The organism is Bradyrhizobium sp. 61, from assembly GCF_023073075.1.
GTDB lineage: Bacteria > Pseudomonadota > Alphaproteobacteria > Rhizobiales > Xanthobacteraceae > Bradyrhizobium > Bradyrhizobium barranii.
Window position 1 is genome coordinate 1 of the sequence record NZ_JADPIU010000110.1, and the last position, 17,208, is coordinate 17,208.

The window sequence follows — 17,208 nt, forward strand, 5'->3', positions numbered from 1 at the left end:
CATCGTCGAAGCCGTGCTGGCCGTCAACGAGAACCGCAAGCGCGCGATGGCGCGCAAGGTCAGCCAGGCGCTCGGCGGTAGCTTGCGCGGCAAGACCATCGCCGTGCTCGGCCTCACCTTCAAGCCCGACACCGACGACATGCGCGATGCGCCGTCGATTCCGCTCGTCACCGGCCTGATCGATATGGGCGCGACGGTCAAGGCTTTCGATCCCGTCGGCATGGAACAGGCCAAGGGCGAGCTGCCGAACATCACCTATTGCGAGGACGCCTATTCCTGCGCGCAAGGCGCCGATGCGCTCGTCATCGTCACCGAGTGGGTGCAGTTCCGCGCGCTCGATCTCGGCCGGCTGAAGGCGGCCATGACCCAGCCCGTCGTCGTCGATCTCCGCAACATCTACCCGCCCGAAGAGATGCAAGCCGCCGGCTTCACCTACGAGAGCATCGGCCGTCCGCCGGTGCAGGGCTGACGGTCCACTGCCGCAACGATTTCGTCATGGCCGGGCTTGTCCCGGCCATCCACGTCTGTTTCTAGTCGAAGACGTGGATGCCCGGCACAAGGCCGGGCATGATGAATGGATAGGCCTTGCCCCGCAGCTTCGACACGCCCCTCCCGATAGATGCCGTGCTCGACGACCTCTCGCGCACGCTGGAGGCGCACAACGCCGCTGTGCTGGTGGCGCCGCCCGGCGCCGGCAAGACCACGCGCGTACCGCTGGCGCTGCTGGATGCGCCTTGGGCCGCGGGCAAGAAGATCATCGTGCTGGAGCCGCGGCGTATCGCTGCGCGGGCGAGCGCCGAGCGCATGGCCAAGTCGCTTGGCGAGCGCGCCGGCGAAACCGTCGGATACCGCGTCCGCTTCGGCTCGAAGATCTCGCGCGCCACGCGCATCGAGGTGGTGACCGAGGGGATCTTCACCCGCCAGATCCTCGACGATCCCGAGCTCTCCGGCATCGCGGCCGTCCTGTTCGACGAATTCCACGAGCGCTCGCTCGATGCCGACATGGGCCTCGCGCTGGCGCGCGACGCGCAAACCGGCCTGCGCGAGGATTTGCGCATCCTTGTGATGTCGGCAACGCTCGACGGCGCGCGCGTGGCAAAGCTGCTCGGGGAAGCGCCCGTTGTCGAGAGCGAGGGCCGCGCCTTTCCGGTCGAGACGCGCTATCTCGGCCGCAAGGCGGATGCGCCGGTCGAGCGGCAGATGGCGGATGCGATCGCGTCCGCGCTGCGCGCCGACAGCGGTTCGGTGCTGGCGTTCCTGCCGGGTGCGGCCGAAATCCGCCGTACCCAGAATTTCCTCAGCGAGCGCGTGCAGGATGCCTCCATCGAGATCGTGCCGCTGTTCGGTGCGCTCGACGCTGCCGTGCAGGACCGCGCGATCGCGCCCGCGCCGAAGGGCACGCGCAAGGTGGTGCTGGCGACCTCGATCGCGGAGACCTCGCTCACCATCGAGGGCGTGCGCATCGTGGTCGATTCCGGCCTCGCCCGCGTGCCGCGCTACGAGCCCGACATCGGGCTGACGCGGCTCGAGACCGTGCGCGCTGCGCGTGCGGCAGTGGACCAGCGCCGCGGCCGCGCCGGCCGCACCGAGCCCGGCGTCTGCTACCGGCTCTGGGATGAGCCGCAGACGGCCTCGCTCGCGCCCTACACCCAGCCGGAGATCCTCAGCGCCGACCTCTCCTCGCTGGTGCTCGACCTCGCGCAATGGGGCGTCGCCGATCCGTCGGCGCTGTCATTCCTCGATCCGCCGCCGCTGCCGGCCTGGAAAGAGGCGAAAAGCCTTCTCTCCGAGCTCAACGCGCTCGATGGCGACGGCCGCATCACCGCCGAAGGCAAAAGCCTGCGCGCGCTGGCGCTGCCGCCGCGGCTGGCGCGCATGATCGTGGATTCGCATCGCGTGGGCAGCGGCGAAGCCGCCGCCGAGATCGCGGCGATCGTCACCGAGCGCGGGCTCGGCGGCGACAGCGTCGATCTCGAGTACCGGCGCGATCAGTTCCGCCGCGATCGCTCGCCGCGCGCCGCGAGCGCGCGCGATCTCGCGCGGCGCTGGGCTTCGCAGGTGGCAGCGTCGGAGAAGGCCGCAACCGGACAGGATGATCTCTCGACCGGCCTGATGCTCGCCTACGCCTTCCCGGACCGCGTCGCGCGCAATCGCGGCAATGGCACCTTCGTGCTCGCCAATGGTCGCGGCGCAGCGGTGGAGCAGACATCGTCGCTCGCCCGCGCGCCCTACATCGCGATCGGCGAGATGACGGGCACGGCGGCGAGCGGCCGCGTTCTGCTGGCAGCGCCGATCAGCGAGGACGACATCGAGCGGCATTTTGCCGAGCATATCGAGACCGTCGACGAAATCTCGTTCGACCGCGGCGCGATGGCGCTGCGTGCGCGGCGCAAGCGCGCACTGCATGCGATCACGCTGTCTGAGGCAACACTCGCGGTGTCGCCTTCGGAGGAGACCGCGCGCGTCTTCGCCGATGGGCTGATTGCCGCAGGTCTCGACCGGCTGCCCTGGTCGAAGGCCGCAAAGCAGTGGCGCGACCGCGTGATGTTTCTGCGCAAGGCTGAGGGCGACAGCTGGCCCGATTTGTCCGACGACGGACTGATCGCGCGGCGCGACGACTGGCTGGTGCCGGCGCTCTACGACAAGATCGCACTGAAGGATATCTCGGCCGGCGATCTCTCCGACGCGCTGATGGCGCTGTTGCCCTGGGAGATGCGCGCAAGGCTCGATCGCGAGGCGCCGACGCATTTCGAGGCGCCGACCGGCAGCGTGCTCGCGATCGACTACGAGGCCGAGCAGGGGCCGACCATTGCGGTGCGGCTCCAGGAATTGTTCGGGCTCAACACCCATCCGTCGATCGCGGCCGGCAAGGTGCCGCTGGTGCTGGAATTGCTGTCGCCGGCGCAGCGCCCGGTGCAGGTGACGCGCGATCTCCCCGGCTTCTGGCGCGGCAGCTATGCCGCGGTACGCTCCGACCTGCGCGGCCGCTACCCGCGCCATCCCTGGCCGGAGGATCCGGCGAGTGCGCTGCCGACACGGCGGGTCAAGCCGCGCGGGACCTGAGCAGCCACGAAGGCGCATTAACCCTCCGCTCATCCTTTTCGTCAAAATAGCGGCGCTCTGACCGCAGCGTCGCTCGCGGCCAGGCGTGTCGCGTGGTGAAATCGAGCTTTCCGGCTCGGAAGTGGTGTGATGCGTAACATAATAATCCTCGCGGCCATCATGATCGGCCTCGGCACGTTCATGGCGCAGATGGCGGACAGGATGAGTTCCGCCTCCGCGACGTCAGCGCCGCGCACGACGATCGCGGTTGCTGCGACGGCGCCGGCCGTTGGCCGCAGCCTCGCCATCTCCCGCGATGGCCGTGGCCATTTTCAGGCCGAAGGCCGCATCGACGGCCAGCGGATCGGCTTCATGATCGACACCGGCGCCTCCGTGGTCGCGCTGAACGAGAGCTCGGCCGCCCGCTTTGGCCTGCGTCCCTCGCGCGGCGAGTACAACGCCACCGTCTCGACCGCCAACGGCACCATTAAGGCCGCGCGCACGCGCATCGCCATGCTCGAGGTCGGCGGCCTCGTCGTGCGCGACGTCGACGCCATGGTGCTGCCGGACGAGGCTCTGTCGGAGAACCTGCTCGGCCTCTCCTTCCTGTCCCGCCTCAAGCGCTTCGAATACGCCAACGGTCAGATGGTGCTGGAGCAGTAAGCCGCCTCAAAGGCGCTCACCGCGCCGACGAACGGTCGTTCGCACGGATTTTTTCAGGACGGCATTGGCGGAAGTCTCGCGCCGGGCCGCGTTTTCCCGTTACCAAACTGCCGCAATTATAAGCCATAAGCTGCCATTCCCGCCTTCCGCTGCGGCCCGGCATTCGCTAAGGCTGCATCAATTCCCGCCATTTTCACGAGACCGTCTCAATGTTCCCCAAGCCGAAATCCGTCTTGTTGCCCAACACCTATGCCTTCGAATCCGAGCCGATGGTGAAGGCCACGGGTTTTCGCGAATACGACGCGCGCTGGTTGTTCCAGAAGGAAATCAACCTGATGGGAATCCAGGCGCTCGGCATGGGGCTGGGCGCGCTGATTGCGGAGCTCGGCGTCAAGCAGGAGATCGTCACCGGCCATGATTTCCGCGGCTATTCGGCCTCGATCAAATATGCGCTGATTTCCGGCCTGATGGCTGCGGGCTGCAAGGTGCACGACATCGGGCTCGCGGTGACGCCGATGGCCTATTTCGCGCAGTTCGACCTCGACGTGCCCTGCTGCGCCATGGTCACGGCCTCGCACAACGACAATGGCTGGACCGGCGTGAAGATGGGCGCCAACCGCCCGCTGACCTTCGGCCCCGACGAGATGACGCGGCTGAAGGAGATCGTGCTCAACGCCGAATTCAAGAACAAGGCCGGCGGCTCCTACCAGTTCCACGAGAATTATCCGGCGCGCTATATCGCCGATCTCACCGGCCGTCCGAAGCTGACCCGCAAGCTCAAGGTCGTCGCCGCCTGCGGCAACGGCACGGCCGGCGCGTTCGCGCCGCAGGTGCTTGAGGCGATCGGCTGCGAGGTGATCCCGCTCGATACCGAGCTCGACCACACCTTCCCGAAATACAATCCGAACCCGGAAGACATGGAAATGCTGCACGCGATCCGCGACGCGGTGCTGCATCACAAGGCCGATGTCGGCCTCGGCTTCGACGGTGACGGCGATCGCTGCGGCGTCGTCGACAACACCGGCGAGGAAATCTTCGCCGACAAGGTCGGCGTGATGCTCGCTCGCGACATGTCGGCGATCCACAAGGACGCACATTTCATCGTCGATGTGAAGTCGACCGGCCTGTTCGTCACCGATCCTGTGCTGCAGAAGCAGGGCGCCAAGGTCGCCTATTGGAAGACCGGCCATTCCTACATGAAGCGCCGCACCCACGAGACGGGCGCGCTCGCGGGCTTCGAGAAGTCCGGCCACTTCTTCTTCAACAAGCCGTATGGACGCGGCTATGACGACGGCCTGGTGTCGGCGCTCGCGATCTGCGACATGCTCGACCGCGCGCCGGGCAAGTCGATGGCCGATCTGAAGAACGCGCTGCCGAAAACCTGGTCGTCGCCGACCATGTCACCGCATTGCGCCGACGAGACCAAGTACGGCGTCATCGACCAGGTGGTGAAGCATTTTGAAGGCTTGCAGGCCAAGGGCGCCAAGATCGGCGGCCAGGCGATCCGCGATCTCGTCACCGTCAACGGCGTACGCGTCACGGTCGAGGACGGCAGCTGGGGCCTGGTGCGCGCGTCCTCCAACAAGCCCGAGCTCGTCGTCGTGGTCGAAAGCCCGGTCTCCGAGCAGCGCATGCACGACATGTTCGAGATGGTGAACAGCGTGCTCCGCACGCATCCCGAAGTCGGCGCGTACAATCAGACGATTTGAGGGGCATCAGGGGAGCACACAACCCGCGCCGCAAATCTCCACTGTCATGCCCCGGCTTGCCGCCTTCGCTGAAGCTTCGGCGGCCGAGTACCCTGGTGGCCTCGGCGTAGCCGGGACCGGGGCATTCAGTACGCCGCAGCTTCTCCGTGTCCAATCGCCGCCTCTGGAATACTGGATCACCCGGTCAAGGCCGGGCGATGACAGCTTCATTGTGGTGAGACCTGAGAACTAAGCCTCTAAGCCGCCACCACCGCCGGGATCGGCAGCGCGGTGACCGACTTGATCTTCTCCATCGCGAAGCGCGAGGTGACGTTCTTCAGCGGCACGGCGCTGATCAGCTTCTTGTAGAACACGTCATAGGCCTGCATGTCGGCGACCACGACGCGCAGCATATAGTCGACGTCGCCGGCCATGCGGTAAAACTCCATCACCTCGGGCATGGCGCTCACGGCCTCGGCGAACTTCTTCAGCCAGGCGTCCGAATGGTCGGCGCTCTCGACCGACACGAACACGGAGATGCCGAGCCCGATCTTGTTCTGGTCGACCAGGGCGACCCGCTTCAGGATCACGCCGTCGGCCTCGAGGCGCTGGATGCGCTTCCAGCAGGGGGTCGAGGACAGCCCGACGCGGTCGCCGATCTCGGCGACGGAGAGGGAGGCATCCTCCTGGAGCACCATCAGAATCTTGCGGTCGATGGCATCGAGGCGGCGGCTGGTCTCGGGGAGTTGCACGGCGAGGTCAGTCATTTGAAGAACTTTGTTCCATTTCAGGGGCTGATTTCCCTGATATAGAGAAAATCTTTCCACGGCAAGCCCATATTCTCGGCGTAACAGTGGAACTTCTCTAGAGCCTGCCTCGCAAAAGCTCTTCAACTTCAACGCGTTGTGGGGCAGCCATGCCGCCACCATGGCGGGTGCATTTCAGCGCTGCGGCGGCCGCGGCGAATCGCAGCGCCTCGCGCACCTCCGCGCCCTCGGCGAGGCCAAGCGTGAAGGCGCCATGGAAGACGTCGCCGGCCCCGAGCGTATCGACCGCCTGAACCGGGAGGGCCGGGGTCTCCTCCAGCTCGCCCGCCTCGTTCAGCCAGATCGTGCCGCGCGGGCCGCGCGTGGCGGCGAGGAAGGCCGGCGTCAGCCTGGCGAGGCGCTTCAACGCGCCACCGTCGTCGGCGACACCGGCCGTCTCCTGCGCCTGGTCGCTGGCGAACAGCAAGTGCGAGGCGGCCGTGAGCAGGCCGTCCTGCAACGACATCGCGCGATCGACGCCGACGATGACAGGAATGCCGCGCCGTCGCGCCTCGGCACAGAGATCGATGCAAAGGGCGCCACAGCGGCTCTCGACGAGGACTGCCCGGCAATCGGCGAGCAACTCGTCACCGTCCGGCAGCTTCACGCTCCACAGAGCGGGATCGCGATAGATCGTCAGCGTCCGTTCGCCCGAGGGCTCGATCAGGATCGCGGAGACCGGCGTGGTCAGGCCGGGCATGCGCACCACGTGCGTCGTGTCGATGCCTTCAGTGGCCATCTGTTCGAGAATGAAGCCGCTCGACGCTTCCCGTGCATCGCCCATCGGTCCTGCGAAGGAGACCCGGCCACCGAGCCGCGCAATGGCGATCGCAGCATTGAGCGCGTTGCCGCCGCAGATCTCGGCGAGATGCGTGGCGTTGGCCTTGCTGCCGCGCGCGGGCACGGCCTCGACGCGAAAGGTGAGGTCGCGCACGGGAATGCCGATGCAAAGGATGTGCGGCGCGGTCCCTGATATGGCCACCGGCGGCCCCAGCTTACGCGCCGGTCTTGTCGTGCACCCAGCGGCCGAGCAGGTGGTGGGCGATCGCGAACGGATGCGGGCCGGCGAGCCCGTCCGGATGCGTCCGCGTCAGCATCAGCGCGGCCTCCTCGCGGGTGAACCAGCGCGCGTCCTCCAGCTCGGAATGATCGACGACGACGTCCTCGTTGAGCGCCCGCGCGCTGCAGCCGATCATCAGCGACGATGGATAGGGCCAGGGCTGCGTCATGTAATACTGCACGTCGGTGCAGCGGATTCCGGATTCTTCGAGGATTTCCCGGCGTACCGCGTCCTCGATGGTCTCGGCGACCTCGACGAAGCCGGCGAGGCAGGAATACATTCCCGGCGGAAACTGCTTCTGGCGGCCGAGCAGGCACTTCTCGCCCGAGGCGACCAGCATGATCACGACGGGATCGGTGCGCGGAAAATGCTCGGCCTTGCAAGCAGGGCACTCGCGCTTCCAGCCGCCTTCCTTCATCGCGCTCCGCGTGCCGCAATTGGCGCAATAGCCGTGGCGCTGATGCCAGCTCACCATCGACTTCGCCATCGCGATCGCCGAGAGCTCGCCGGGCGGAATCGCGCCCTGCATCGCCATGCCGCGCAGCTCGGTGACGGTGTAGTCCTCGCGGCCGATCAGCTTCTCGGCCGCCGCCTGCGACATCCCCATGCCGAACACCGCGGCGCCGTCGCGCAACCCTAAGAAGATCGTGCCGGGGTTGGCGCCGCATTTCAGCGCCTCGTCTACTCCCAGCAGCGCGTGCGCCTTGTCGCCCTCGCGCTTCACCAGCAGCGAGTCGCGGTAGACGACATAGGCGCGTGACGATGGCTTCTGCTCCATCGCGAACAGCTTTTCGTCGTCGCGGCGCAGATGCGCAGCGCGATCGAGGACGTGAGTGACGAAGGCCGGCTGTCCCAGTGGAAACGAGTCGAATGCTGACATTTTTTTGTTCTCAACCCAACCAGATCTTGCGGCGAAGCGCGCTGATGAAATTTTGCACCTCGGTAGCGTCATGCGCCAAGGGCTTCATCACGCCCCACACCGGCCGCGGCCATGCGGCGTCGCTGGTCCGGCGTGCGATGATATGGACGTGAAGCTGCGGCACGAGGTTGCCGAGCGCGGCGACATTGAGCTTGTCGCATTTGGTGATCTCTTTCAGCGCGCGCGAGACGCGCGAGATCTCCGTCATCAGTTGCGCCTGCTCCACCTCGTCGAGATCGATGATCTCGACCGCATCGGGCCGCCGCGGCACCAGCAGCAGCCAGGGATAATGCGCGTCCTTGATGACCAGTACCTTCGACAGCGGCAGGTCGCCGATGTCGATGGTGTCCTCTTTCAGGCGGGAGTGCAGCGACCAGGCGGGATCAGACATATGCGTTTCCGGATAGCCCGATGGGGGCGGGCGTGTTTGGCCGGACCATACGATAGGGAGTCCCTGAGGGGAAGGTTAGGGGCCGCGGGGGCGGCATGCTCCGCTGTCGTCCCGGGGCGCGCAAAGCGCGAGCCCGGGACCCATAACCACAGGGAGAAGTTTGGCGAAGATGCGCGGTGACCAGCTCGCGCGATAACCACTTCCTGTGGTTATGGATTCCGGGCTCGCGCTGCGCGCGCCCCGGAATGACGGAATTACGCCTCCGCAAGCACCCGCGCATTGGCGCGGACGGAGGCCTCGCTGACGCGGATGCCGAGGCCCGGGCCGTCGGGCACCACGACATGGCCGGCGCGGTTGGCAACGCGCTCTTCCAGCACGTCCTCGGTCAGCACGTGATGCGGCATGTAGAATTCGCAGCCGAGCGAGATGCCCGGCGTTGCTGCGATCAGCTGCGTCCCGGCGGCAAGCCCGATGCCGCCCTCCCACAGCGTGCCGCCATAGCCGGGCAGGCCGGCGATGTCGGCGATCGCCATGATCGCCTGCGCCTCGAACAGGCCGCCGGCCTTCATCAGCTTGATCGAGACGGCATCGGCCGCCTCGCGGCGCACCACCTCCATCATGTCGCGGCGGTCGAAGCAGCTTTCGTCGGCGAGAACGGGTGTTTCCAGCGCCGCGGTGAGCTGCGCCATCACGTCGAGATATTTGCGCGGCACCGGCTGCTCGATGAAGGTCGGCGCGAATTCCTCGACATCGCGCAAGATCTTGATCGCGCCGAACGGCGCCAGCGCCTGGTTGTAATCGACGCGCAGGTCGACCTTGTCGCCGAACTCCTTGCGGATCGCTTCGAGATGATCGAGGTCCTCGCGATGCGGTTTTACGCCGGTCTTGACCTTGTAGATGACGTTGCCGTCCGGAACCATTTTTCGCATGCGCTCGAGATCGGCGGCGAAATCGGGATCGGCGATGGAGAAGGAGAGGGGAATCGTGTCCCGCACGCGGCCGCCGAGCAGGTCGGCGACCGACAATCCCGACGATTTGCCGACGATGTCGAGCAGCGCCATCTCGATTCCGACCTTGGCCTCGGCATGACCGACCAGCGCACGGTCGAGCTCGGCCATCAGCGCGCGAATGCGGCGCACGGGTTTGCCGAGCACGATCGGCCGCAGATAGATGTCGAGCGCGGAGAAGGCCGCTTCCGGCGTCCCCGTGAACACTTCCCACGGTGCCGCCTCGCCCCAGCCGATCACGCCGTCGCTCGCGGTGAGCTCGATCAGCACGCGCTTCACCGTGCCCTTGACGTTGCCGACGCCCTGGAGGCGCGCCATCTTGATCGGGCTCTCGATCAGGAACAGCCTGATGCGTTCGATGGTTGCTTCGGTCATGTCAGGCCTCCATTGACGTGCCAGACTTGGCCGGTGACGTAAGACGCTCTCGGTGATGCCAGGAAGGCGATGATCTCGGCTACTTCCTCCGGCCGCCCGCGACGGCGCATCGGGATCAGCGCCTCGGTAGTGGCGATCTGCTCGGGCGAGAGCCGGCTCTCGCTCGGCTTGTCCTTGATGATGAGGCCGGGTGACACCGCATTGACGGTGATGCCGTCTGTTGCGAGCTCGATCGCGGTGAGACGCACCAGCGCTTCGAGCGCGGAACGGCTTGCCGCCGTTGCGGCAAAGGGCGCGAACTCGGGCCGTATCGCATGCGCGACGAAAGAAGAGACCGCCACGATCCGCGCATCGCGCCCGTCACGCAGCAGCGGCAGCGCGGCGTCGACCAGCCGCGTGAACGCCAGCGCCGATTCGTCCATCGCCTGCCGGAACTGATCCGCCGGCGTGCCGATCGCGCTGCCGCGGCGGGCATGACCGCCGACCAGGATCAATCCGTCGAGCCGTCCGAAAGTGCGTTGCGCGGCGGCGACGGCGTCGGTGACGGCTGCTTCCTCGGCGAGATCGCCGAGGCACTTTGCGACGGCGGCGCCTTTCGCTTCGGCTTCGGCCGCGGTGGCGTCGAGACCTTCCGCGTTCGAGCGGGTGTGGAGCAGAAGCGCGGTGCCGGGGGCCGCGAGCAGTTTTGCGGTGGCGCGGCCGATGCCGCTGGCGGCACCGGTGACGAGATAGGCGCGATCGATATCAGGCATCACGGTGCTACGTTGGCCGGCGGCAACGCGCCGGTGCGGTGGAAATGGCTGAGGAAGGTGCGCGTCGCGGCTTCCTGCGGATTGTCGATCACCTGCCGCGCCGGACCTTCCTCGACCACGACGCCGTCGCGCATGAAGATGAGGCGGTCGGCGACCTCGCGGGCGAAGGCGATCTCATGGGTCACGATCACCATGGTCATGCCTTCCGAGGCCAGCCGCTGCATGACGGCGAGCACCTCGCCGACGAGCTCGGGATCGAGCGCCGAGGTGGCCTCGTCGAACAGCATCACGTCCGGCTCCATCGCGAGCGCACGGGCGATCGCGACGCGCTGCTTCTGCCCGCCGGACAGCGTCGCCGGATATTGGTCGGCCTTTTCCGCAAGGCCCACTTTGGCAAGCTGCGCACGCGCGAGCCTCTCGGCGTCCGCCTTGGCCATGCGGCGCACTGTGACGGGCCCCTCCATGACGTTCTGAAGCGTCGTCATGTGCGGGAACAGATTGAAATGCTGAAACACCATGCCGGTGGTGGTGCGGAATTTGGCCAGTGTCTTCACGTCCGGCAGCTTCGCGCCTTCGCCGAATTGGAAGCTTGTGTCGCCGACGCGGACGCTGCCGCCGTCGGGCACGACCAGCAGATTGATGCAGCGGAGCAGTGTCGACTTGCCGGAGCCGGATGGGCCGATCAGTGCCACCACGCCCCCCTTGGCCACGTCGAGGCTGATGTTCTTCAAGACCTCGTTGCTGCCAAAGCTCTTGCGCAGGCTGCGGATCTCGATCTTCGAAGTGTTCTTGGATGGCTCGCTCATTCGCTGATCGCCAGTCGCTTCTCGCCGCGGCGGACGATGATCGTGAGCGGAATCAGGATCGCCGCATAGGCGACCGCGACCGCGGTGTAGGTCTCGAGCGGCCGGTAGCTGTCATGGGCGGCGACCTGGCTCTGGTAGACGAGGTCGGGCACGGCGAGCACCGAAACCAGCGAGGTGTTCTTGAACTGGATGATCGACTGGTTCATCAGCGCCGGGATCATGCGCTTGATCGCCTGCGGCAGCACGATGCGCCGCATGCTCTGTCCCGGCGTCATGCCGAGCGCGGCGCCGGCTTCGGACTGGCCCTTGTCGATCGAGATGATGCCGCCGCGGATGATCTCGGAATAGAACGAGCCGCCATAGAGCGAGAGCGCGAGTGCCGAGGCCGTGATCGGCGTCATCTCGACGCCGGCCAGGATCGGCAGCGCGTAATAGAACCAGATCAGCTGCACCAGGATCGGCGTGCAGCGGAACGCCTCGATGAAGGTGAGGGCGACCAGACGCACCGCCTTGAAGCGCGACAGGCTGCCGAACGCGCCGAACAGGCCGAAGACGAGACCGAGCACGACGATGACCACGGTGAAGCCGACGGTGACGCCGAGCCCGTTGAGAAAGAGCCAGCGATAGCTCCAGAGGATGCCGAAGTCCCACTGATACATGCGTGCGTTACTTTTACCCGATGTCAGTTCAGAAACTTGTCGTCATACCCGGGCTTGTCCCGGGCATCCACGTTCTTGGTGCCGCGGGTCAGACGTGGATGGCCGGGACAAGCCCGGCCATGACGGTGTGGACACTTCAGGCGCTCATCACCTTACAGCGAAACGCCCGGCGGAATGTCCGCTTCGGTCACGCCCACCAGCTCCATGTTGGTGATGATCGCGTTGCGGATGAAGCCGAGGCCCTTGTTGAAGTCGATCCAGGTGTTGACGTAGTCGCGGAAGGTCTTGTCGTTCTCGCGGCGGAAGCCGGCGTTCGACGTCGTCGCGAAGATCGGCGTCGGCAGCACGAACTGGCCGAGCGAGGGATTCTTCTTCAGCACGGTCAGCGACAGCATGGTGATCAGGCACTGCGCGTCCACGCGGCCGGTTTGCAGCGCGGCGGTGGCATCGTCGGCGGTCTTCAGTCGCGAGATCTGCGCCTTCGGCGTCAGGCGGCTGACGACCTGGTCGTGCGACGAGCCCTGGTCGACAGCGATCTTGACGTCGGGCGAGTTCAGCTCGGCCCAGCTCTTCGGCTTGAAGTCCTTCTTGCAGAGGATGCCGAAGGCGTTGTTGAAGACCGGCACCGAGAAGTCGACCACCAGCGCGCGCTTCGGGGTCGGGTTGAGGCCGAAGAAGATGTCGATCTTGTTGGACTGCAGATCGAGCACCGAATTGCCCCAGGTGGTCTCGGTGATCTCGAGCTCGGCCTCCATGTCGTCGGCCAGCCCCTTGGCGATGTCGATGTAGAAGCCCTTCCACTGGCCGCTGGCGAGGTCCTTCATGTAATAGGGCGCGCCACCGCCGACCGCGCCGATCCGCATCTTCTTGGTGCGGCGAATGCGGGCAAAGGTCGATTCGTTGGAATCCGCTGCGGTCTGCGCCACGGCCGGTGAGGCCAGCGTGGCCGCAGCCATCGCGCCAAGTCCGACAATCGATGCGACATCACGACGTGTAACCATTTTGAGGAATCGCTTTTCTGGTTGGATGAAGGTGTGTGGTTGAGCTCGCGCAAAAAATTCGCCCATCAATCGGCGTCAGCCGGCTGAAAAATGCTCTGGATCGGATTTTTGCGCACCCTTTGTTTCGGTTCCGGCAGGATTTCATAGAAAGGCGCTGCCGGGCGGGCCCTGTCAAGACTCGATTGCCTCAGGGATGTGCGGGGCCTCGAAGATAGGCAGGGAGCCCATCGGCCATGACGCTTTCCGAGGCGAACGTCCGCATCTGCACTTCGCGACCGGCGTGCCGCGGCGATGCGCGAGGGAAGGCCCGGCGAGCGCGTCGGCTCTAGCTATTTTCGCGAGAAAATTGAGAGGCTTCGGCGGTTCGCTTTAAAAATGCGAACGGCGCCCTGTCGGCGCCGTTCGCCGAAGACGGCGAGAGGTCGGTGCGGATCGACCGACCCTATTCTGCGGCCTTTTCCGTAGCCTTGGCACGAACGGTCGCGAGGCGCGTCAGCGCGTCGCGGACGCCCGCGCCATAGGCGGGATCGGCCTTGGTGCAATTGGCGATGTGCCGTTCCTGGATCGCGATGGCCGCCGCTCCGACGGCGCGCGCCGTGTTGTCGAACAGGGCCTGCCGCTGGGCAGCGTTCATCTTGCGAAAGAGGTCGCCGGGCTGCCGATAGTGATCGTCGTCGATGCGGTGATCCCAATGTGCGGCTGCACCATCGATCTCGAGCGGCGGCTCGTTGAGATCGGGCTGGTCCGTCCACTCGCCGTGGCTGTTCGGGAAATAGGTCGGCGTCCTCCCGAGATTGCCGTCGGTCCGCATTGCGCCATCGCGATGGTAGCTGTGATACGGGCATTTCGGTGCGTTGACCGGGATCAGATGATGGTTGACGCCGAGGCGATAGCGCGCCGCGTCCCCGTAGGAGAACAGCCTCGCCTGCAGCATCTTGTCGGGCGAGAAGCCGATGCCCGGAACGACATGGGCCGGCGAGAAGGATGCCTGTTCGACCTCGGCGAAGACGTTTTCCGGATTGCGGTTCAGCTCGAAATAGCCGACCTCGATCAGCGGGAAGTCCGCCTTCGGCCAGATCTTGGTCAGGTCGAACGGGTTGAAGGCAAACGCCTTGGCCTGATCGTCGGTCATGATCTGCACGAACATCGTCCAGCGCGGGAAATCGCCGCATTCGATGCTCTCGAACAGGTCGCGCTGGTGAGTCTCGCGGTCCCTGCCGATGAGGGCTTCCGCCTCGGCGTCGGTCAGGTTTTCGATGCCCTGCTGCGTCCGGAAGTGAAACTTCACCCAGGTCCGCTCATTGGCGGCATTGATGAAGCTGTAGGTATGGCTGCCGAAGCCATGCATGTGCCTGAAGCTTCTGGGAAGGCCGCGCTCGCTCATCACGATGGTGACCTGGTGCAGAGCCTCCGGCAACAACGTCCAGAAATCCCAATTGTTGTCGGCGCTGCGCATTCCGGTTCGGGGATCGCGCTTGATCGCATGATTGAGGTCGGGAAAGCGCAAGGGATCGCGGAAGAAGAACACGGGCGTGTTGTTGCCCACCATGTCCCAATTGCCTTCCTCGGTGTAGAACTTCAGCGCAAAGCCGCGGATGTCGCGTTCGGCGTCGGCTGCGCCGCGCTCGCCGGCCACCGTCGAGAAGCGCGCGAACATCGGCGTGACCTTGCCGATCTCCGAGAAGATCCTGGCCTTGCTGTAGCGGGAGATGTCATGGGTGACCGTGAAGGTCCCGAAGGCGCCGGATCCCTTGGCGTGCATGCGTCGCTCGGGAATCACCTCGCGATCGAAGTGAGCCAGCTTCTCGATCAGCCAGACATCCTGCAACAATGCGGGCCCGCGGCGGCCCGCGGTCATGATGTTGAGGTTATCGCTGACGGGCGCGCCCGTCGCATGGGTCAAACGTTTCGGCTCATCGGCCATGGGATGCTCCTGAATATGGGGTCATTGGCTATTGCTGCCCGCGTCCGAAATCTCAGGCTCGCATGGGTCCACAGCAGTCGATTTCGAGATCGCACTGTCCTTGCGCGAACGCCGGTCAACCGTGCCAATGCGAGTTGCGGATGACGCTGCAGAAATTGCCGCGATGGAAATGCGGCTCCTTGTCGGCGATCACGTCGGCCTTGACGTTGCCGAACGTCGTGTCAGGCCGATGCTTGATGCCGTCGTAGAAGGCCTGGATGATGTCTTCCTTGAAGTGCGGCGTGCGCGGAAAGGCGTTCACGACCGCCTCGCGCTCCGCGTCGGAATATTCGCTGTAGGTGAGCCCGAGCACGTCCATCTCGACGCCCGCGGTCACCAGCGCGACGACGGGGTGCATGTGCTGGGGGACGCCCGGCGTGGTGTGCAGGGCGATCGCGGTCCAGACCGTGTAGGCGTCGGCTTCTGAAATGCCGTGGCTGCGCAGGAAGTCGCGCGCGGCATGCGCGCCGTCGACCTCGAACCGCTCGTGCTGGCTGCCATGACCCGGCATCAGGCCGATGTCGTGAAACATGGCGCCGGCGTAAAGCAGCTCGCGGTCGAAGGTCAGTCCGCGGCGGACGCCGGCCATCGCGCCGAACTGGTAGACGCGGCTGGAATGGTTGAAGAGCAGGTCCGTTTCGGTATCGCGGATGTATTCGGTAATGGCACGCGCCAGCTTGCTGTCGGGAATGACGGCGGCCTCGGTGATTTCTGACATGATCAGCTCCTGAAATTTGGATCGCGTTCACTGTAAATCCGGGTTATGTTGTCTTAAATCGACGTAACACGTCCAAAACGGACAAATCCGGATCGAGGCGGACATGGGTGCAAAGCCGAAACCAAGGACGGTTGTGATCGTGGCGCTGCCAGGCGTGCAGCTGCTCGATGTCGCAGGGCCGCTCGATGTGTTCGCCGAGGCGAACGTGCAGGCCGGCTATCCCGCCTATGCCTTGTTCGTGGCGGGCGCGGAGCCAGGACCGATCCGCAGTTCCTCAGGCGTCCAGCTGATGCCCGACCGAATCGTCGACCGCGACTTCCAGGAGCCCATCGACACCTTGCTGGTGGCGGGATGCCCGAACGCGGCCGAAGTCCCGGCGGACGGGAGCGTGATCGACTGGCTGCGGCGGCGGGCTTCGCGGACCCGCAGATTCGGCTCGGTGTGCAGCGGGGCCTTCTTCCTTGCCGCCGCCGGTCTCCTTGATGGCAGGCGGGTCACGACGCATTGGGCGGTCGCAGACATGCTGGCCAGCAAATTCCCGTCGGTCACCGTGGACAAGGATGCCATCTACGTCACCGACGGCAAGCTCCGCACGGCCGCCGGCGTGACCGCAGGGCTCGACCTCGCGCTGGCCCTGGTCGAGGAAGATCTCGGGTGCGATACGGCCATGAAGGTCGCAAGCCAGCTCGTGATGTTCTTCAAGCGTCCGGGGGGGCAGATGCAGTTCACCCGCAAGGGCGAGGCTGTTCCCGCCGGCCGCGCCGCGCTGCAGGAGCTGCAGCGCTGGGTCGCCGCCAATCCCGGGCTCGACCACAGCGTTGCCAGCCTGGCGACGCGCATGGAGCTCAGCCCGAGGCACTTTGCACGGCTGTTCCGCGCCGAGGTCGGAGTCACGCCTGCGACCTGGGTCGAGGAAGCCCGCGTCAATGCGGCGAGGCGGCTGCTCGAGTTTGGCAATGAAGCCCCGAAGCAGGTCGCGCTCCATTGTGGATTCGCCGATGCCGATACGCTGCGTCGCGCGTTCAATCGTCACGTCGGCGTGACGCCGGCCGAGTACCGCAAGCGGTTTGCGCGAATCACGGAGGTTCCAGGTCGCCAACACTGAGCCGGCTTTCGCGTCCAAATGGACCGGCGGGGGCCGTCCAGCGGCGTGTGCGGGACCCACGGATACCCGCTTGCTTTCCCGACCTTTTGGCCCCAAATAGGGACCGGGAGATTGGCGGTGGACGAGCCACTCGCCAACCGGGTCAGGTCCGGAAGGAAGCAGCCCTAACGAGGTCCGGATCGGGTCGCTCGTCAGTCTCCTACCTGTTTTTCCGAGCGAATTGCGCCGGCGGGCCTCCCGCCAGCGCGCTCCT

General features: G+C 65.7%; 16 protein-coding genes and 1 other RNA gene. 6 read left to right on the forward strand and 11 right to left on the reverse strand.

What is annotated here, in order from left to right; genetic code table 11:
* The 4 genes from IVB46_RS41655 to IVB46_RS41670 form a co-directional block, all read left to right on the forward strand.
* On the forward strand, positions 1–469 hold a 469-nt coding region (locus tag IVB46_RS41655), incomplete at its 5' end, for a UDP binding domain-containing protein (RefSeq protein ID WP_276010592.1).
* Positions 470–585: 116 nt separating this feature from the next.
* Complete coding sequence (hrpB, locus tag IVB46_RS41660) at positions 586–3,063, forward strand: ATP-dependent helicase HrpB (RefSeq protein ID WP_247345537.1); 2,478 nt, start codon at positions 586–588, stop codon at positions 3,061–3,063.
* 129 nt (positions 3,064–3,192) lie between these two features.
* Positions 3,193–3,705 carry a TIGR02281 family clan AA aspartic protease gene (locus IVB46_RS41665; RefSeq protein ID WP_247313890.1) on the forward strand — a complete coding sequence of 171 codons (513 nt, stop codon included), beginning with the start codon at positions 3,193–3,195 and terminating at the stop codon, positions 3,703–3,705.
* 209 nt (positions 3,706–3,914) lie between these two features.
* Positions 3,915–5,414 (forward strand): phosphomannomutase/phosphoglucomutase, encoded by a 1,500-nt coding sequence (locus IVB46_RS41670; protein ID WP_085398210.1) that lies wholly within the window; start codon positions 3,915–3,917, stop codon positions 5,412–5,414.
* A gap of 236 nt (positions 5,415–5,650) precedes the next feature.
* Here IVB46_RS41670 and IVB46_RS41675 read toward each other — a convergent pair whose 3' ends face one another.
* The 11 genes from IVB46_RS41675 to IVB46_RS41725 all read right to left on the reverse strand — a co-directional run bounded on the left by IVB46_RS41675 (position 5,651) and on the right by IVB46_RS41725 (position 15,850).
* Positions 5,651–6,160: an Lrp/AsnC family transcriptional regulator gene (locus tag IVB46_RS41675; RefSeq protein WP_014491365.1), complete on the reverse strand. Its 510-nt coding sequence runs from the start codon at positions 6,158–6,160 to the stop codon at positions 5,651–5,653.
* Positions 6,161–6,257: 97 nt separating this feature from the next.
* Positions 6,258–7,181: a sugar kinase gene (locus tag IVB46_RS41680; protein ID WP_247313884.1), complete on the reverse strand. Its 924-nt coding sequence runs from the start codon at positions 7,179–7,181 to the stop codon at positions 6,258–6,260.
* A 13-nt stretch (positions 7,182–7,194) separates the two neighbouring features.
* Positions 7,195–8,139, reverse strand: coding sequence for an NAD(+) diphosphatase (gene nudC / locus IVB46_RS41685; protein WP_247313881.1), 945 nt, complete (start codon positions 8,137–8,139; stop codon positions 7,195–7,197).
* Between the two features lie 10 nt (positions 8,140–8,149).
* The gene (locus IVB46_RS41690; RefSeq protein WP_247313878.1) at positions 8,150–8,569 is read right to left on the reverse strand and encodes an HIT family protein; all 420 of its coding nucleotides are present in this window, start codon (positions 8,567–8,569) and stop codon (positions 8,150–8,152) included.
* A gap of 254 nt (positions 8,570–8,823) precedes the next feature.
* Positions 8,824–9,951: a muconate cycloisomerase family protein gene (locus tag IVB46_RS41695; protein WP_247313876.1), complete on the reverse strand. Its 1,128-nt coding sequence runs from the start codon at positions 9,949–9,951 to the stop codon at positions 8,824–8,826.
* The gene (locus IVB46_RS41700) at positions 9,948–10,703 is read right to left on the reverse strand and encodes an SDR family oxidoreductase (protein ID WP_247313873.1); all 756 of its coding nucleotides are present in this window, start codon (positions 10,701–10,703) and stop codon (positions 9,948–9,950) included. Before IVB46_RS41700 ends, IVB46_RS41695 begins: the two co-directional genes overlap by 4 nt.
* Positions 10,703–11,509 carry an amino acid ABC transporter ATP-binding protein gene (locus IVB46_RS41705; protein WP_247313872.1) on the reverse strand — a complete coding sequence of 269 codons (807 nt, stop codon included), beginning with the start codon at positions 11,507–11,509 and terminating at the stop codon, positions 10,703–10,705. Before IVB46_RS41705 ends, IVB46_RS41700 begins: the two co-directional genes overlap by 1 nt.
* Positions 11,506–12,168 carry an amino acid ABC transporter permease gene (locus IVB46_RS41710; RefSeq protein WP_247345540.1) on the reverse strand — a complete coding sequence of 221 codons (663 nt, stop codon included), beginning with the start codon at positions 12,166–12,168 and terminating at the stop codon, positions 11,506–11,508. Before IVB46_RS41710 ends, IVB46_RS41705 begins: the two co-directional genes overlap by 4 nt.
* Before the next feature lie 152 nt (positions 12,169–12,320).
* Entirely contained in the window at positions 12,321–13,169 is an 849-nt protein-coding gene (locus IVB46_RS41715) for a transporter substrate-binding domain-containing protein (RefSeq protein WP_071909178.1), read from the reverse strand.
* A 442-nt stretch (positions 13,170–13,611) separates the two neighbouring features.
* The gene (locus IVB46_RS41720) at positions 13,612–15,093 is read right to left on the reverse strand and encodes a catalase (RefSeq protein ID WP_247313869.1); all 1,482 of its coding nucleotides are present in this window, start codon (positions 15,091–15,093) and stop codon (positions 13,612–13,614) included.
* A gap of 115 nt (positions 15,094–15,208) precedes the next feature.
* A complete protein-coding gene (locus IVB46_RS41725) occupies positions 15,209–15,850 on the reverse strand; it encodes an HD domain-containing protein (protein ID WP_247313866.1) in 642 nt (213 codons plus the stop codon).
* A gap of 103 nt (positions 15,851–15,953) precedes the next feature.
* Here IVB46_RS41725 and IVB46_RS41730 point away from each other — a divergent pair, with 103 nt between their 5' ends.
* Together IVB46_RS41730 and ffs are read left to right on the forward strand one after the other, a co-directional pair.
* Positions 15,954–16,955 (forward strand): GlxA family transcriptional regulator, encoded by a 1,002-nt coding sequence (locus IVB46_RS41730; protein ID WP_247313862.1) that lies wholly within the window; start codon positions 15,954–15,956, stop codon positions 16,953–16,955.
* A 106-nt stretch (positions 16,956–17,061) separates the two neighbouring features.
* Positions 17,062–17,158, forward strand: an RNA gene (gene ffs, locus IVB46_RS41735) — signal recognition particle sRNA small type.
* Positions 17,159–17,208 lie beyond the last annotated feature (50 nt).

Coding starts and splice junctions, on each gene's coding strand:
- IVB46_RS41665 (WP_247313890.1), top strand. CDS start 3,193: ATGCGTAACATAATAATCCTCGCGGCCATCATGATCGGCCTCGGCACG.
- IVB46_RS41670 (WP_085398210.1), top strand. CDS start 3,915: ATGTTCCCCAAGCCGAAATCCGTCTTGTTGCCCAACACCTATGCCTTC.
- IVB46_RS41675 (WP_014491365.1), bottom strand. CDS start 6,160: ATGACTGACCTCGCCGTGCAACTCCCCGAGACCAGCCGCCGCCTCGAT.
- nudC (WP_247313881.1), bottom strand. CDS start 8,139: ATGTCAGCATTCGACTCGTTTCCACTGGGACAGCCGGCCTTCGTCACT.
- IVB46_RS41690 (WP_247313878.1), bottom strand. CDS start 8,569: ATGTCTGATCCCGCCTGGTCGCTGCACTCCCGCCTGAAAGAGGACACC.
- IVB46_RS41695 (WP_247313876.1), bottom strand. CDS start 9,951: ATGACCGAAGCAACCATCGAACGCATCAGGCTGTTCCTGATCGAGAGC.
- IVB46_RS41700 (WP_247313873.1), bottom strand. CDS start 10,703: ATGCCTGATATCGATCGCGCCTATCTCGTCACCGGTGCCGCCAGCGGC.
- IVB46_RS41705 (WP_247313872.1), bottom strand. CDS start 11,509: ATGAGCGAGCCATCCAAGAACACTTCGAAGATCGAGATCCGCAGCCTG.
- IVB46_RS41710 (WP_247345540.1), bottom strand. CDS start 12,168: ATGTATCAGTGGGACTTCGGCATCCTCTGGAGCTATCGCTGGCTCTTT.
- IVB46_RS41715 (WP_071909178.1), bottom strand. CDS start 13,169: ATGGTTACACGTCGTGATGTCGCATCGATTGTCGGACTTGGCGCGATG.
- IVB46_RS41720 (WP_247313869.1), bottom strand. CDS start 15,093: ATGGCCGATGAGCCGAAACGTTTGACCCATGCGACGGGCGCGCCCGTC.
- IVB46_RS41725 (WP_247313866.1), bottom strand. CDS start 15,850: ATGTCAGAAATCACCGAGGCCGCCGTCATTCCCGACAGCAAGCTGGCG.
- IVB46_RS41730 (WP_247313862.1), top strand. CDS start 15,954: ATGGGTGCAAAGCCGAAACCAAGGACGGTTGTGATCGTGGCGCTGCCA.